The following is a 15,456-nucleotide window of genomic DNA, read 5'->3' as shown; positions in this document are numbered from 1 at the left end:
CGCTTTGGCACAGGTGCCTAGACTGGGGGCAGTGGAAAAATCACAGGAGCCCCCACGTGACCCCCGAACAATTCCGCCAGTACGGCCACCAACTGATCGACCTGATCGCCGACTACCGCCAGACCGTCGGCGAACGCCCGGTCATGGCTCAGGTCGAGCCCGGCTACCTCAAGGCTGCTTTGCCTGAAACCGCCCCCCAGCAGGGCGAACCCTTCGAGGCCATCCTCGATGACGTCAACCAGCTGGTCATGCCCGGCCTGTCCCATTGGCAGCACCCGGACTTCTACGGCTACTTCCCCTCCAATGGCACCCTGTCTTCCGTATTGGGCGATTTCCTCAGCACCGGCTTGGGCGTGCTTGGCCTGTCTTGGCAATCCAGCCCGGCACTGAGCGAGCTGGAAGAAACCACCCTCGACTGGCTGCGTCAGCTGCTGGGCCTGTCTGGCCAGTGGAGCGGGGTGATCCAGGACACCGCGTCGACCAGCACCCTGGTGGCGCTGATCAGTGCCCGTGAACGCGCCACCGACTACGCCTTGGTACGCGGCGGCCTGCAGGCCGAAGCCAGGCCTTTGATCGTGTATGTCAGTGCCCATGCCCACAGCTCGGTAGACAAGGCCGCGCTGCTGGCGGGTTTTGGCCGCGACAATATCCGCCTCATCCCCACAGACGAACATTACGCCTTGCGTCCAGAGGCCTTGCGGGTGTCGATCGAGCAGGACCTGGCTGCAGGCAACCAACCTTGCGCGGTTGTGGCCACCACTGGCACCACGACCACCACCGCCCTTGACCCGCTGCGCCCGATCGGTGAAATCGCCCAGGCCCATGGCTTGTGGCTGCATGTGGACTCGGCCATGGCCGGTTCCGCGATGATCCTGCCTGAGTGCCGCTGGATGTGGGATGGCATCGAGCTGGCCGATTCGGTGGTGGTCAACGCGCACAAGTGGCTGGGTGTGGCCTTCGATTGCTCGATCTATTACGTGCGCGATCCGCAGCACCTGATTCGGGTGATGAGCACCAACCCCAGCTACCTGCAATCGGCGGTGGATGGCGAGGTGAAGAACCTGCGTGACTGGGGCATCCCGCTGGGCCGGCGGTTCCGCGCGTTGAAACTGTGGTTCATGCTGCGCAGCGAGGGCGTTGACGCATTGCAGGCGCGGTTGCGGCGCGATCTGGACAATGCCCGATGGCTGGCGGAGCAGGTTGGGGCGGCGGCTGAGTGGGAGGTGTTGGCACCGGTGCAGTTGCAGACCCTGTGCATTCGCCATCGACCGGCGGGGCTGGAGGGGGAGGCACTGGATGCGCATACCAAGGGGTGGGCCGACCGGCTGAATGCTTCTGGCGATGCCTATGTGACGCCAGCGACACTGGATGGGCGGTGGATGGTGCGGGTTTCGATTGGTGCCCTGCCGACTGAGCGAGGGGATGTCGAGCGACTGTGGGCGCGCTTGCAGGAAGTGGTTGAAGGTTGAAAGTGCCGGGGCCGCAACGCGGCCCCGGCCATCTGTCAGTGGCTCACTGCCTGAAAGCTGCCTTTACGGCTAGCCTCGTAAGCATCCTTTTCCATCGGCTTGGCGTCCGGGTTACCGAGGTCTTCCATCGCCAGGCGATGGGTTTCAGGTGCAATGTAGGCCGCCAGGGCGCACACGCAGGTAATGAAGAACGCCAGGCTACCCACCACCAGCGGGATGTTGTCCGAGCCAGGCGGTGCGACCAGGGCGAACAGCGCCGGCAGCATGGCGGTCAGCATGGTGCCGATGTTCTGTGCGATGGCCATGGCCGAAACGCGGTAGCGGGTGTGGAACAGCTCTGGGTAGAAGCTTGGGAACACCGCGTTATAGCCCTGGTAGACCATGCCCCACATCACGATCGAGGCGGTGAATGCCAATGGCACGTTCTGGATGCTGATTGCATACAGGTAGACGAACGCCAGCAGGCCAGAGCCCAGGCAACCGGCGATCATGGTCGGGCGACGGCCGATCTTGTCCGACAGGTTACCCACGAACGGAATCACCAGCACCGCGACGATGTTGCCGACTACCGGGATCCACAGGTACACGCTCTTGTCGAAGCCGATGCCATAGGCCGGCTGCACCGCGTAGGCCGCACCGAAGATGGTGGCCACCACCGGGATCACGTTCATCAGGGCCATGAACATCACCAGCACCATGTGCTTCCAGCTGTGGCGGAAGGCCTCGCTGATGGGCGATTTGGCAACCTTGTCCTGCTTCTCTTCCTTCACGAACGCCGGGGTTTCGTGCACTTCCTTACGGATGATGAAACCGGCAATCAGCACAATGGCGCTCATCAGGAACGGAATGCGCCAGCCCCATTCGGTGAAGGCTTCGCTAGGCATGAAGTAGGCCAGTGGCAGGAACACCGCCGCTGCCAGTACCTGGCCAGCCTGCACGCCTTGCAGGGTAAAGCTGGCGTAATAGCCTCTTCGGCCGAATGGCGCGTGCTCCATGATCATGGAACTGGCACCGGAGATTTCCCCGGCCACGGCAAAGCCCTGGATCAGGCGCAGCACCACCAGCAAGGCCGGTGCGAGGTAACCGATGTCGTGGTAGGTGGGCAGCAGGCCGACGGCCATGGTCGACAGGCCCATCAGGAACATGCACAGCAGCAGGACGTTCTTGCGCCCGCGAGTGTCACCCCAGTGGCCCAGTACGAAGGCGCCGACCGGGCGCGCCAGGTAGCCCACACCGTACGTGGCCAACGAGGCAATGATGGCCATTTTCGGGTCGGTATTGGGGAAGAAGATCTGCGGGAAAATCAGCGCAGCGGCCTGGGCGTAGATGAAGAAGTCGTAGTACTCGAGTGCCGAGCCTATCCATCCACTGGCGGTCGCTTTTTTGGCTTGCGAGCTGGAGTGAGCCATCGTTGTCTCCGTTGTTATTGTTGTTTGCGCAGGTTCCGCCATACGTTCGCCAAGGCAGGAGGCAGTGGTCGGTGTGTCTGCGTCTGGGTGTCATGTTGACCCTGGGGCTGCGGTCTAGCAATTCGCTAAATTGGGTTTTGTGCGATAATCGAACGCAAAACTAACCATTCCGTACAAAGAGATTGAAGCGGCGACTTTACCTGCGAATAATCGATCGTGCCATAAACTGTGACAGTGGTTTTTACCTGACTGGCACCGTCATTTTCTAACAACAAGGAACTCCCGCCATGCAGCGTTCGATCGCTACCGTGTCCTTGAGCGGCACCCTGCCGGAAAAGCTCGAAGCCATCGCCGCCGCCGGTTTTGACGGCGTCGAGATCTTCGAAAACGACCTGCTCTATTACGCCGGCAGCCCGCGCCAGGTGCGCCAGATGTGCGCTGATCTTGGCATTGCCATTACCCTGTTCCAGCCGTTTCGCGACTTTGAAGGCTGTCGCCGCGACCGCCTGCAGAAAAACCTCGACCGCGCTGAACGCAAGTTCGACCTGATGCAGGAGCTGGGCACCGACCTGGTGCTGGTGTGCAGCAACGTCCAGGCCGATGCCCTGGGCGAAGAACAGTTGCTGGTCGATGACCTGCGCCTGCTGGCCGAGCACGCCGGCAAGCGCGGCCTGCGCATTGGTTACGAAGCGCTGGCCTGGGGCCGCCACGTCAACACCTACCAGCAAGTGTGGAACCTGGTGCGCCAGGCCGACCACCCGGCCCTCGGGGTGATCCTCGACAGTTTCCATACCTTGTCCCTGAAGGGCGACCCCAGCGCGATCCGCGACATCCCCGGCGACAAGATCTTCTTCGTGCAGATGGCCGACGCGCCGATTCTGGCCATGGATGTGCTGGAGTGGAGCCGCCACTTCCGCTGCTTCCCGGGGCAGGGTGAAATGGACATGGCCGGTTTTCTGGCGCCGATCCTCGCCACCGGTTACCGTGGCCCGCTATCGCTGGAAATCTTCAACGATGGGTTCCGCGCTGCGCCGCCACGGCAAAATGCCGCTGATGGCCTGCGCTCGCTGTTGTACCTCGAAGAGCAGACCCGCCTGCGCCTGGAGCAGGAAAACACGCCGATCGAACCTGGCGTGCTGTTCACCCCGCCAGCGGCGAGCACCTATGACGGTGTGGAGTTCCTTGAATTCGCGGTTGACGAAGCCGTTGGCGCGCGTCTGGCCAGCTGGCTGAAACGCCTGGGTTTTGCCGAAGCCGGCAAACACCGCAGCAAAGAAGTGCAGTTGCTGCGCCAGGGCGATATCAACATTGTGTTGAACGCCGAACCGTATTCCTTCGGCCACAACTTCTTCGAGGCCCACGGCCCGTCGCTGTGCGCCACCGCGCTGCGGGTCAAGGACCAGCAGGCAGCCCTGAAGCGCGCGACTGCCTACCGTGGCCAGCCGTTCCGGGGCTTGGTCGGCCCTAACGAATGTGAAGTACCGGCGGTGCGTGCGCCGGATGGCAGCCTGCTGTACCTGGTAGAACAGGGCACTGCCGGCCAGACCCTGTACGATACCGATTTCAGCCTGGACAAGAACGCCACCGCCACTGGTGGCCTGCGCCGCATCGACCATATGGCCCTGGCCTTGCCGGCCGAGTCGCTGGACAGCTGGGTCCTGTTCTACAAGAGCCTGTTCGATTTCGCCGCTGATGACGAAGTGGTGCTGCCCGACCCGTACGGCCTGGTCAAGAGCCGCGCGCTACGTAGCCAGTGCGGCACCTTGCGCCTGCCGCTGAACATTTCGGAAAACCGCAACACCGCCATCGCCCATGCGTTGTCCAGCTACCGCGGTTCGGGCGTGCATCACATCGCCTTCGATTGTGATGATATCTTCCGCGAAGTGGCGCGCGCCAAGCTGGCCGGTGTGCCGTTGCTGGAAATCCCGCTGAACTACTACGACGACCTGGCAGCACGCTTCGATTTCGACGACGAGTTCCTCAGCGAGCTGGCGTATTACAACGTGCTGTACGACCGCGATGCCCAGGGCGGCGAGCTGTTCCACGTGTACACCGAACCGTTCGAGGAGCGCTTCTTCTTCGAGATCATCCAGCGCAAGGGTGGCTATGCCGGTTACGGCGCGGCCAACGTGGCAGTGCGCCTGGCGGCCATGGCCAAAGCCCGCAGCGGGGCGGTGCGCAAGCCGGTGCTCTGAAGCTTGAGCTGTGTGGGGCTTGAGCGTCTCAAGGGCGCTCAGCCACCATCAATAAGGACTGCGGCACCGCACTCTGCGGGTGCTGCGGCTCCTGCAGGCTGACTAATCGCAACCCTGCCATGTCCAGCGCATTCAGCCAACTGGCCAAGGTACGGAAATACCAGGGCATTGGCTGCCAATCCCCGGTGAAGCCGGCAAATGACTCCTCCCGCCAGCCATCCTGATAGTCACCACCCGCCATGCTCCAAGGGTGCAGCGTCTGGATCACCAGCGCACCGCCAGGCACCAGTAGGTTGTGCGTTGCCGCCAGCAGCGGAATGATGTCCTGGTGCAACAACGCAAAATTGGCGCAGATCAGGTCATAGCCTTTGCCTACGTAGACGTGGTCCTCGGCCAACTGCGCATAGCTGGCCAGGTGCACCTCGGCCGAGCCCGCAGCCCGCGCGGCATCCACCAATGTCCTGTCACCGTCGACGCCCACGGCTTCGATCCCGCGATCACCCAGTACGCGCAGCAGCCAGCCCTCACCGCAGCCCAGGTCCAGCACCCGTTCGGGCTGGCGGCCAAGAATGGCCAGCAGGATCGCCTGGTCGGTGACCTGGCGGCGGCTTTCGATGGCGCCGCTGCGCACGGCTTCAATCCAGGCTTGCGCGTTGTGCTGCCAACTGTCGAGCAGGGTGCTTTCAGGGTCAGGCATGGTGGTGTCCTGGTGGTTGAACTTGCGTTGTCTTGAAACGCTACCTTAATATTGAAAACAATTCTCACTTGCGCAAACAGAATCGCCCCCATGAGCGACGTGCTACCTGGTTCCGACAATCACCTGCGCAATGTAGAGGCACTCTACAACGGCCACCAAGGCTGGCTGCATGCCAAACTTCGCAGGCGCCTGGGCAATGCAGTCGATGCGGCTGACCTGGTTCAGGATACCTTCGCACGTATCCTGGCCTCGAAAACGGTGGTGTTCGATGAACCGCGCGCCTTCCTGAGCTGTGTTGCAGGGGGCATCCTTGCCAACTGGTGCCAGCGCAAGTCTCTGGAGCGCGCCTACCTCAAGGCGCTTGAGCACCTGCCAGCGCCTGAGGTGCCTTCGCCTGAGTCCCGCTTGCTGATTCTGGAAACCCTCCACGAAATAGACGCCATGCTCGACACCTTGCCGCCATTGGTCAGGCGCGCGTTTCTGCTGTCCCAGCTGGGCGGCATGAAGTACGAAGCCATTGCCGAGCAGCTAGGCGTGTCGCTCATCACCATCAAGCGTTACATGAAACAGGCATTTCTCCAGTGTCTGAGGCTGGTCGACTGAATGGCTGATGTCCAGCGTGTCACGTCGGCGGCCCCCGAGGTGCTTGAAGAGGCGGCCGAGTGGTTGATGACCTTGAGCGCCGGTGATGTCACCGATGCGCAAAGGGCCGACTGGCAGGCCTGGCGCAACAGCAGCCCTGAGCGGGCGCAGGCCTGGCAACGTGCCGAGCGGCTGATGGGCAAGCTGGATGGCTTGCCCCCGGCGCTGTCGATGTCTGCGCTCGACCGCCCGACCGACCCTGGCCGTCGCGCGATGATCAGCCGATTGGCGTTGCTGTTGGCCGTGCTCCCGGCAGGGTGGGCCGGCTGGACGCTGACCGACAGACAAGGCTGGGCTGCCGATTATCGCTCGGGCATAGGCGAGTGCCGTCAGCTTGCGCTGGCTGATGGCACGCAGATTTTCCTCAATACCGACTCGGCAATCGACGTTCGCTTCGATGCCGACGAGCGCTTCATTCAGCTGCTTCGTGGCGAAATCCTGGTGCAGACAGCACCCGATATCGTAGTGCCCGCGCGCCCTCTGCGGGTGGGCACACGGGAAGGGCGCATGCAAGCGCTGGGTACACGGTTCAGCGTGCGAGAACGGGATGGGCGTACCTACCTGGCCGTTATCGAGGGGGCCATCCGGATTGAGCCTTCCCGTGCAACAGCCCATGCAGCCACCGTAGTGCAGGCCGGTGAACGTGCCGATTTCAACGCTCATGCGGTTGGCAGGCCGATGCCGGTTGATAGCAGCGCGACGGCCTGGACCGAAGGCATGCTGCTGGCAGACAACATGCGGCTGGCTGATTTTGCTGCCGAGCTGACGCGCTACCAGCGCGGCTTCATTCGCTGCGATCCGCGCATTGCCGACCTGCGCATTTCGGGGGCCTTTCCGGTCAGCGACACCCCGCGCAGCCTGAGCATGCTGGAGTCGACCTATGCGTTGCGGGTGTCCGCGCACATGAATGGCTACTGGACCCTGCTTTATCCTGCAGAGTCCTGAAATGTAAGGCGCGGAAAAAAACTGCTGTCCGGGTGATACTTTTTTCAGTCTCGGCTGGCAACAGGAATGAACACTTCCATTCCCAGCCAGAAGGACCCGCCTGTCATGCCTGTTGCAAGTCGTCCATTTCGTGAGCGTGCGTTAGCTGTAGCGGTGCGCAACACACTCTTCGGTGCCGTTCTGGTGACAGGGGCCGGTTACCTTTTGCCCGCCGTCGCGCAACCCCTGGATAGCGTGACCATCCGCACCTACGAAATTGCCCCGGGCCCTTTGGGGCGGGCATTGTCCAGTTTCGCGCTGGCCTCGGGGGTAGCGTTGTCGTTTGAACCAGCGTTGACAGAGGGCCTGCACAGCCCCGGGCTGAGCGGTGCCTATTCGGCGCGCGACGGTATGACCCGCTTGCTTGCCGGCAGTGGCCTTGAGTTGGTGGAATTGAGCAACGGCAGTTACCAACTCGCTCGTCAGGCAAGCGGTGGAGAAGGCCTCACACTGGCCGCCACCACCATCGATGCCAACAGCATGCGCCACGAAACACTGCCTGAAGCTTACGCAGGGGGGCAGGTGGCTCGCGGCGGCCGGCTTGGCATGCTTGGCAACAAGGATGTGATGGATACGCCGTTCAACGTCACCAGCTACACCGCAAAAACCCTTGCCGACTTGCAGACGGTGACCGTGGCTGACGCCCTTGAGCGTGATCCGTCCGTGCGTTCTACCGGGCAAACGGGCGGCATCGTCGACTCGTTCTTCATTCGCGGCTTCCCGGTGGGTGAGGGCAACCTGGGCGAACTGGCCTTCGATGGCGTGTACGGCGTAGCCCCCAACTACAGGGTGTTCACCGAATATGCCGAGCGGGTCGAAGTGCTGAAGGGGCCGGGTGCCTTGATGTACGGTATCTCCCCGAACAGCGGCGTCGGTGGCGTCATCAACATCGTGCCCAAGCGTGCACTTGCCGAGAATTTGACGCGTGTCACCGCCAGCTACAGCTCTGACACGCAGGTGGGTGGCCACCTCGACATCAGCCGCCGTTTCGGCGATCAGCGGCAGTGGGGCGTGCGTTTCAATGGCAGCCTGGCCCAAGGCGATACGGCTATCGATGACCAGCAGCGTGCGTTGGACATCGGCGCCATCGCCCTGGACTATCAAGGTGAGCGCTTGCGTCTGAACCTCGACTTCATCAGCCAGGAGGAGCGCTGGGATGCCGCTTCACGCCCCTTCACCGTGGCCCCAGGTTTCGGCGTGCCCTCCGCCGCCAGCGGTCGCACCAACCTGCCACAGGACTGGGGGTGGTCGAAAACCCGCGAGCAATCAGCGTTGCTGGGCGGTGAATATGACATCAGCGACTCACTGACGGTGTTTGCCCACGCAGGTGGCGGCAGGGCGGATGTGGCGCGGATGTCCGACCAGGTACCCAGAGTTCTCAATGCGGCAGGCGACACCAGCAATACCCCCGGTTACTACAAGTTCAACGTCGATCGTTCCACGGCCGATGTGGGGCTGCGTACGCTGTTTGAAACCGGACCGGTCAATCACACGGTTACGGCCATGGCCACTCGCTATCAGGATGAGTTGTCACGCGGCATCAATAATGGCACGCCAATCCTTTCGAACATCTACCACCCGGTTGATGTGCCCAAGCAATACATCGCTGCACCGAAGGTGAGCCGGGTGTCTGAGGCCGAGCTGTCTGGCGTTGCCCTGACCGACACCTTGGCGGTCCTCGACGACCGCGTGCAATTGACGCTGGGCGTGCGCCGGCAGGAAGTCGAATCGCGCAACTACTTGCCGACCGCTTCAGCCAAGCACTACAACGAAAGTGCAACCACACCCGTCGTAGGTGTAGTGGTCAAACCGTGGGAAAACGTCTCGCTGTACTACAACTATGTTGAAGGCCTGAGCAAAGGCGATAACGCACCGGCCGGGGCAACCAACGTCGGCGATGCGTTTGCGCCCTACACGACCAAGCAGCAAGAACTGGGCGTGAAGTACGAGCACAACACGTTCATGACCACGCTGGCGGTATTCCAGATAGAAAAACCCAGTGGTGAGTTGGGCACTGACGGCCGCTTCTCGGTCGAGGCAGAGCAGCGTAACCGCGGTATCGAACTGAGCATGTTCGGGGAAATCGCGCCGGGCACCCGCCTGCTGGGTGGCGTTACCGTGCTGGACGGCAAGCTGACCGATTCGGCCACGGCCGCCAACAAGGGCAACGAGGCAGTAGGTGTACCCGATGTGCAGGCCAACCTGTGGGCTGAGTGGGACACCCCATGGGCTGAAGGTGTCACGCTGACCGGTGGCGCTATCCACACGGGCAGCCAGTACGTTGACCAAGCCAACACCCAGGAACTTGACGCCTGGACTCGGTTTGACATCGGTGCGCGCTACGCCACCCGGATCGATGGCCGCCCTACAACGTTCCGGGCGACAGTACAGAACGTGTTCGACCGTGAGTACTGGTCGGGTGTGGCATCGTACGGCGCGATATCGCCGGGTTACCCGAGAGCGTTGCAGCTGTCGGCTACTGTCGACTTCTGAGGCAGAGGCCGGACAGAGGGCAGGGGGTATCGTCACCCGGTTGCAGTGTGTTTTCGCTTGACCCGGTACATATCCCCGTCGGCATGACGCAACAGCATGTCGGCATCGTGGCCGTCCTGCGGGAAACAGGCCAGGCCAATGCTGCAGGAGGGTGTGTCGATATCCGGCATGTCTGCGCCGAGCGGTTCGGCCATGGCCGCCAGTATATTCGCCATGTGTTCGGCAATGGCTTCCGGCGACGGGCAGTCGGTCAACAGGACGGTGAACTCGTCACCGCCCATGCGCGCTACCGTGTCGCCCGCGCCCACGCAGCGCTCCAGGCGCCGGGCCAGGGTGCACAGTACCCGGTCGCCCACGCTGTGCCCGTGGTTATCGTTGATGTCCTTGAAGTCATTGATATCGAGAAACAGCAGCGCCAACGGACGGCTGTGTCGCCGGGCTGCGGCAAGGGCATTGTCGAGCCGTTCGTTGAACATGGCCCGGTTGGCCAGCCGGGTCAGCGGGTCGTGATGGGCCAGAAAGCGCAGCTCTTCTTCTGCCTGGTGCAGTGCCGTCACATCCCGCGCCACACCGATGCGTGCTTGCGCCTCATCGGACCAGCTGGCTGCCCACAGGATATGCACGATCCCGCCATCCTTGCGCACATAGCGGTTGCGGAAGTCGTAATGGGGCTGCCCGTTCATCACCCTTACAATCGACGCGCGGGTGATGGCCAGGTCGTCCGGGTGCATGTAGTCGGTGATCGGTGTGCCGATCAGCTCGCGGGCCTGGTAACCCAGCAGCGCTTCGCAGGCATCGCTGACGAAGACGATCTGGTTGTCCCTGTCGACCACGAACACGGTGTCCAGCATCAGGTGGATCAGCCTGGGGTATAACGCTTGCAGGTCTACGGGCATGGGGCAGGGTGTCCGCGGAAGGGTGACCGATCATAGCCTGACGCCAATAAACCGGCCACCGCTACCGTGTGTGCTCCGATCAATTGCTAACCATCAGTTCCGGCCCCAGGTAATTGTTGATCTGCTCGATGTCGTCATCGCCCAGGCTACCCACCGACGAGGCCAGCCGCAGCCGCGACATCAGGTAGTTCAGCTTCGCCTCGAACAGGTCGTGACGGGCGTCGTACAGCAACTCTTCGGCATTGAGTACATCCGAGTTGGTGCTGGTACCGCCTTCCTTGAAGCCCTTGCGGGTGGAGGTCAGCGAGCGCTCGTTGGAAGCCACGGCTTTTTCCAGCGCCTGAATGCGCAAGGCGCCACTCTGCACACCGCGGTACTCGCGGGTGGTGTCGGAAATCACCTCCTGGCGCGTGGCGTCCAGCTCGTCCAGGGCCTTGGAGCTGTTGGCGCTGGCCTGGCGGGTGAGGGCGCTGGTGCTGCCACCGCTGTACAGCGGAATGTTCAGCTCCAGCCCGATCGAGCTGTAGTGGTTGCGCTGGTTGATCTCGGAAATCGACTGGCTGCTGCCGGCGGTGTAGCCGGCCACGAAATCCAGGGTCGGGTAGTGCCCGGCGCGGGCACGTTTCACTTCTTCTTCGGCCAGCTCGTAGCTGTGCCGGCGTGCATGAATCAACGGGCTGTCTGCCTGGGCCTTGACCAGCCAGTCCTGCAGGTTGCCTGGCATCAGCGGCGGTGTACTGAAGCCTGGCTGCAAGGTGGTCAGCGACTGTGGGGTTTCACCAATGTACTCCTCCAGCTTGCGCCGGGTATTGACCAGGTTGTCCTGGGCGTCGATCAGGTCGGCCTCGGCCAGGTCACGGCGAGCGACCGACTCGTCGACATCGGTGATGGTGCCAGCGCCCAGTTCCTTGCGCCGCTTCGCCGAAGCCAGTTGCTCTTCGAAAGCGTTCAGCTTGGCTTTGGCCAGGGTGATGGTTTCGCTGGCCAGCAGCACGTCGAAGTAGGCGTCGGCCAGGCGTACGGCGGCGTCCTGGCTCTTGGCATCGAACACCGCCACGCTGTAGTCGGCCCGCTGCTGGCCCTGGCGGTACTCGGCCATCTTCTGTTTGTTGAACAATGGTTGGCGCAGGCGCACGTTGGCACCTTTGGAGTCATAGTCCAGGTCGTTGTCCTGGCCATTCTGGCGCTGGCTGCCATTGACCCTGTTGAAATAGGCCGAAGCGTTGATCTGTGGCAGCAAGCCGGCTTCGCCGATGGCGCGGTTTTCGCTGCCGGCCTGTTTCTCATGCACGGCGGCCTGGTAGATCGGGCCCTGGTACTGCAACAGGTCCCAGGCTTGCTTCAGGTCCATGGCACTGGCCTGTACGGCAACCCCCAGCAGGCACAACATCAGGCACGGGCGTTTCATGTCATTGCTCCTTGAACGCGGCGTCGACGCGTTCGAGCATGGGTTTGAGCAAGTAGCTGAGCAGGTTGCGCTCGCCGGTCTTGATGGTGACGGTGGCGGGCATGCCGGGGCGGATATGGTTGCTGCCCAGCAGGCCCATGCCGGCGGGCGTCACTTCCACCTGGGCCAGGTAGAACGGCTGCTTGCTTTCTTCGTCGAGCAGGCGGTCGGCGGAAATGGTTTTCACCCGCCCCGGAATGTTCGGCGTCTGTGCGTGGTTGAAGGCCGGGAAGGCGATGTCCACGTCCAGGCCTGGCACCATCTTGTCGATGGCCTGCACCGGGATCATCGCGTCTACTTGCAGGGGCTGGTCGAGTGGCACCACCTCCATGATCTTGGCACCGGGCTGGATGATGCCGCCGACCGTGGCAATGCTCAGGCCCTGGACCATGCCATCGATCGGCGAGCGGATCACCGTATGGGTCACTTCGTAGTCCAGTGCACGCAAACGGTCGGCGAGGGTGGTGTTTTCCTTGGCGGTGTCGGTCAGTTGCGATTCCACTTCCTTCAGGTAGTCGTGCTGGCGCTGCAGGATACGCAGCTTGATCTCGGTGGCCTGGCTGCGTGCCCGGGCGATGTTGTTGAGGTTTTCTGCCTGGCCGGCGGACAGGTCGGCATTGCTGCGCTCCAGCTCCAGCAGGCGGTTGCGCGGTACGTAACCTTCGGCGGCCAGCACCCGGGTGCCTTGCAGTTCCTGGTTGAGGAAGCCGATCTGCGAGGCGCGGGCACCGTACACCTGCTGCAGGCCCTTGAGCTGCACCGCCGAAGCGGTGAGGTTTTCCTCAAGGATGCTCAGCTCACCTGCCAGGCCGGCGCGGCGGGTGTCGAGCAGGCGCTGTTGCAAGTCCATGGCGGCCAGCAAGCGCGGGTCATTGGCGTAGTGCTGGAGCAGGGCAGGGTCGAAGGTGACCGTGTCGTGGCCGTCGCGTTCGGCTTCCAGGCGGTTTTCCACTGTTTTGCTGACGATGTACTGGGCGCTGAGCGCGCCTTGTTCAGCGACCGCGCGCAGGGCGTCGAGCCGCACCACTTCCTGGCCTTTCTTTACCAGATCGCCTTCGCGCACCAGGATCGCCTCGACCGTGCCGCCGGTCAGGTGCTGTACCGCCTTGCGGTTGCTGGTGACCTTCACCGTGCCGGTGGCCACCACACCTGCGTCCAGTGGTGCCAGGCAAGACCACAGCAGGAAACCGCCAAAGCCGGCAATCACCATCCATACGCCCCAGCGTACTGGCCGGGCCGCATCCAGGTCGATCAGGTTCTTGGCTTCGGCGGGGATCAATTCAGCGTGTTGAGTCATCTGCATGATCGGCTACTCCCTTACTTTGACCGAAGCCAGCGGTGCCGCACCGGCCGCTGGAATCACGGCAGCCTTGCGCAGCGCCGCGAACACTTCGTCGCGGCTGCCGAGCATGTGCACAGCGCCGTCGCGCAGCATCAGTATCTTGTCCACGGCGCACAGCACATTGGGCCGATGGGAAATCAGGATCACCGTGGCGCCGCGCGCCTTCAACTCGGCCAGCGCATCCACCAGGGCCTTCTCGCCGACGTCATCGAGGTTGGCGTTGGGTTCGTCCAGCACCACCAGGTTGGGCTCGCCATACAGGGCGCGGGCCAGGGCGATACGCTGCTTCTGGCCGCCGGACAGCGGCGTGCCGTCGGCGGCCAGGCGCGTGTCGTAGCCCTGCGGGAAGTGCAGGATCATGTCGTGTACGCCGCTGCTGCGGGCAGCGCGGATCACCGCGTCACTGTCCACTTCGGCAAAGCGTGCGATGTTTTCGGCGATGGTGCCCTCGAACAGCTCCACGTCTTGCGGCAGGTAGCCCAGCCAAGGGCCGAGTTCGGCCTTGTTCCAGGTGAAGATGTCTGCACCATCCAGGCGCACCTTGCCGGCCTGCGCCGGCCACACACCCACCAGCAGGCGGGCGAGGGTAGACTTGCCCGAAGCCGAAGGGCCGATGATGCCTAAGCTTTCACCCGGCACCAGGCTGAAGCTGACCCCGCGCACGATGCTGGTGGTGGTGCCGGGGGCACCGGCGATCACGTTTTCCACGGCCAGCATGCCCATCGGCCGCTGCAGCGACATGCTCGGTGGCCGCTGCGGATAGTCTTGCAGCAGGTCGTTGAGCCGGCCCCAGGCCAAGCGGCAACCGAGCAACTGCTTCCAGGAGGCAATCACCTGCTCCACCGGGCCTAAGGCGCGGCCGGTCAGGATCGAACACGCGATCATCATGCCGGGGGTGATCTTGCCCTCTATTGCCAGCAACGCACCGGTACCGAGGATCAACGACTGCAAGGTGATGCGCACGAAACGCCCGGTGCTGCTGATCAGCGCCGCGCGGTCGGAGGCCAGGGTCTGCATCTGCAGGATGCGCAAGTGCCCTTGGTACCAGCGCTTGCCGATTGACGGCAGCATGCCCATGGCCTCGATCACTTCGGCGTTGCGCAGGTTGTTGTTGGCGTAGCTGGCCGACGACATGGCGGCCTGATTGGCTTCGGCCAGTGGCTTTTGCGTAGCCTTCTCCGTGAGGTAGGCCAGGCCCACCAGGATCAGCGAGCCAATCATCGTGACCAGCCCGAGCCAAGGGTGGATCAGGTAGCAGACCACCAGGTAGATCGGCGTCCACGGCGCATCGAAAAAGGCGAACAAACCATTGCCGGTCAGAAACTGCCGCACTTGCGCCAGGTCCTGCAGGGCCTGGGCCGGGTTGCCGCCGGCGCGGCTCAGGTTGCGCTCGAACGCGGCGCTGAAGATGCGCCGGTTGAGGTCCATGTCCAGGCAGTTGCCCACCCGGATCAGCACGCGGGTACGGGTCATCTCCAGTGCCGACATCAACAGGAACAACCCGACCACCAGCAGCGTGAGCATGCCCAGGGTGGTGACGTTGCGGCTGACCAGCGCGCGGTCGTACACCTGCAGCATATAAATAGCTGGCGTCAACATCATGACGTTTATCACGCCGCTGAAGGCGGCCAAGGCATAGAAGCTGCGGCGCAAGCGAAAGAGCACGTCGGCCAGCTCGGAGCGGGTGCGTGGTGGCTTAGGCATCGGGGGCCTCCCTTCGTTACAAGTCGGGAAGCCCTTGCGGCGCCCCGTACAACGGTAGTTGTGGCTTCTTGGTCGGCTCGCAGGCGGGTCGCTCTTATGGCGAATAGTCCAAAACGCTGCGTTGCTCCCACATGCTGGAGCGTAGGTTGCAACGAAACATTCAGTAATATCATTTTGC

At 62.8% G+C, this 15,456-nt stretch carries 11 protein-coding genes; 5 read left to right on the top strand and 6 right to left on the bottom strand.

Annotation, left to right across the window (positions count from 1 at the left end; translation table 11 throughout):
• The first annotated feature begins 56 nt into the window (after nt 1-56).
• The gene (locus N436_RS21010) at nt 57-1,469 is read left to right on the top strand and encodes a DOPA decarboxylase (protein ID WP_105946774.1); all 1,413 of its coding nucleotides are present in this window, start codon (nt 57-59) and stop codon (nt 1,467-1,469) included.
• 35 nt (nt 1,470-1,504) lie between these two features.
• On the opposite strand, the gene N436_RS21005 is transcribed toward N436_RS21010, so the two are convergent.
• A complete protein-coding gene (locus N436_RS21005) occupies nt 1,505-2,878 on the bottom strand; it encodes an MFS transporter (protein WP_105946775.1) in 1,374 nt (457 codons plus the stop codon).
• 287 nt (nt 2,879-3,165) lie between these two features.
• Between N436_RS21005 and quiC the strand changes: the two genes are divergently transcribed.
• Nucleotides 3,166-5,073, top strand: coding sequence for a 3-dehydroshikimate dehydratase QuiC (gene quiC / locus N436_RS21000; protein ID WP_105946776.1), 1,908 nt, complete (start codon nt 3,166-3,168; stop codon nt 5,071-5,073).
• Between the two features lie 28 nt (nt 5,074-5,101).
• Here the strand turns inward: quiC and N436_RS20995 are convergent, their stop codons facing one another.
• Nucleotides 5,102-5,770 (bottom strand): bifunctional 2-polyprenyl-6-hydroxyphenol methylase/3-demethylubiquinol 3-O-methyltransferase UbiG, encoded by a 669-nt coding sequence (locus N436_RS20995; RefSeq protein WP_110741870.1) that lies wholly within the window; start codon nt 5,768-5,770, stop codon nt 5,102-5,104.
• Between the two features lie 90 nt (nt 5,771-5,860).
• Here N436_RS20995 and N436_RS20990 point away from each other — a divergent pair, with 90 nt between their 5' ends.
• From N436_RS20990 to N436_RS20980, 3 genes are all read left to right on the top strand, one after another.
• Nucleotides 5,861-6,373: a sigma-70 family RNA polymerase sigma factor gene (locus tag N436_RS20990; protein WP_110741869.1), complete on the top strand. Its 513-nt coding sequence runs from the start codon at nt 5,861-5,863 to the stop codon at nt 6,371-6,373.
• Entirely contained in the window at nt 6,374-7,357 is a 984-nt protein-coding gene (locus N436_RS20985; protein WP_110741868.1) for a FecR domain-containing protein, read from the top strand. It begins immediately after the preceding gene.
• Nucleotides 7,358-7,462: 105 nt separating this feature from the next.
• Entirely contained in the window at nt 7,463-9,889 is a 2,427-nt protein-coding gene (locus N436_RS20980) for a TonB-dependent receptor (RefSeq protein WP_110741867.1), read from the top strand.
• 32 nt (nt 9,890-9,921) lie between these two features.
• Here N436_RS20980 and N436_RS20975 read toward each other — a convergent pair whose 3' ends face one another.
• From N436_RS20975 to N436_RS20960, 4 genes are all read right to left on the bottom strand, one after another.
• The gene (locus N436_RS20975) at nt 9,922-10,785 is read right to left on the bottom strand and encodes a sensor domain-containing diguanylate cyclase (RefSeq protein ID WP_105946781.1); all 864 of its coding nucleotides are present in this window, start codon (nt 10,783-10,785) and stop codon (nt 9,922-9,924) included.
• 79 nt (nt 10,786-10,864) lie between these two features.
• Nucleotides 10,865-12,193, bottom strand: a complete 1,329-nt coding sequence (locus N436_RS20970; protein WP_110741866.1) for a TolC family outer membrane protein — start codon at nt 12,191-12,193, stop codon at nt 10,865-10,867.
• Nucleotide 12,194: 1 nt separating this feature from the next.
• On the bottom strand, nt 12,195-13,535 hold the full coding sequence (locus tag N436_RS20965; RefSeq protein ID WP_110741865.1) for an HlyD family type I secretion periplasmic adaptor subunit: 1,341 nt from the start codon (nt 13,533-13,535) through the stop codon (nt 12,195-12,197).
• Between the two features lie 6 nt (nt 13,536-13,541).
• Nucleotides 13,542-15,278 (bottom strand): type I secretion system permease/ATPase, encoded by a 1,737-nt coding sequence (locus N436_RS20960; RefSeq protein WP_105946784.1) that lies wholly within the window; start codon nt 15,276-15,278, stop codon nt 13,542-13,544.
• Nucleotides 15,279-15,456 lie beyond the last annotated feature (178 nt).

Origin of the sequence: Pseudomonas sp. RV120224-01b (assembly GCF_003208145.1) — a bacterium.
Taxonomy (GTDB): domain Bacteria; phylum Pseudomonadota; class Gammaproteobacteria; order Pseudomonadales; family Pseudomonadaceae; genus Aquipseudomonas; species Aquipseudomonas monteilii.
This window is presented reverse-complemented; position numbering and strand designations above follow the sequence as displayed.

Coding starts and splice junctions, on each gene's coding strand:
- N436_RS20970 (WP_110741866.1), bottom strand. CDS start 12,193: ATGAAACGCCCGTGCCTGATGTTGTGCCTGCTGGGGGTTGCCGTACAG.
- N436_RS21005 (WP_105946775.1), bottom strand. CDS start 2,878: ATGGCTCACTCCAGCTCGCAAGCCAAAAAAGCGACCGCCAGTGGATGG.
- N436_RS20995 (WP_110741870.1), bottom strand. CDS start 5,770: ATGCCTGACCCTGAAAGCACCCTGCTCGACAGTTGGCAGCACAACGCG.
- N436_RS20985 (WP_110741868.1), top strand. CDS start 6,374: ATGGCTGATGTCCAGCGTGTCACGTCGGCGGCCCCCGAGGTGCTTGAA.
- N436_RS20990 (WP_110741869.1), top strand. CDS start 5,861: ATGAGCGACGTGCTACCTGGTTCCGACAATCACCTGCGCAATGTAGAG.
- N436_RS20975 (WP_105946781.1), bottom strand. CDS start 10,785: ATGCCCGTAGACCTGCAAGCGTTATACCCCAGGCTGATCCACCTGATG.
- N436_RS20960 (WP_105946784.1), bottom strand. CDS start 15,278: ATGCCTAAGCCACCACGCACCCGCTCCGAGCTGGCCGACGTGCTCTTT.
- N436_RS20965 (WP_110741865.1), bottom strand. CDS start 13,535: ATGCAGATGACTCAACACGCTGAATTGATCCCCGCCGAAGCCAAGAAC.
- N436_RS20980 (WP_110741867.1), top strand. CDS start 7,463: ATGCCTGTTGCAAGTCGTCCATTTCGTGAGCGTGCGTTAGCTGTAGCG.
- quiC (WP_105946776.1), top strand. CDS start 3,166: ATGCAGCGTTCGATCGCTACCGTGTCCTTGAGCGGCACCCTGCCGGAA.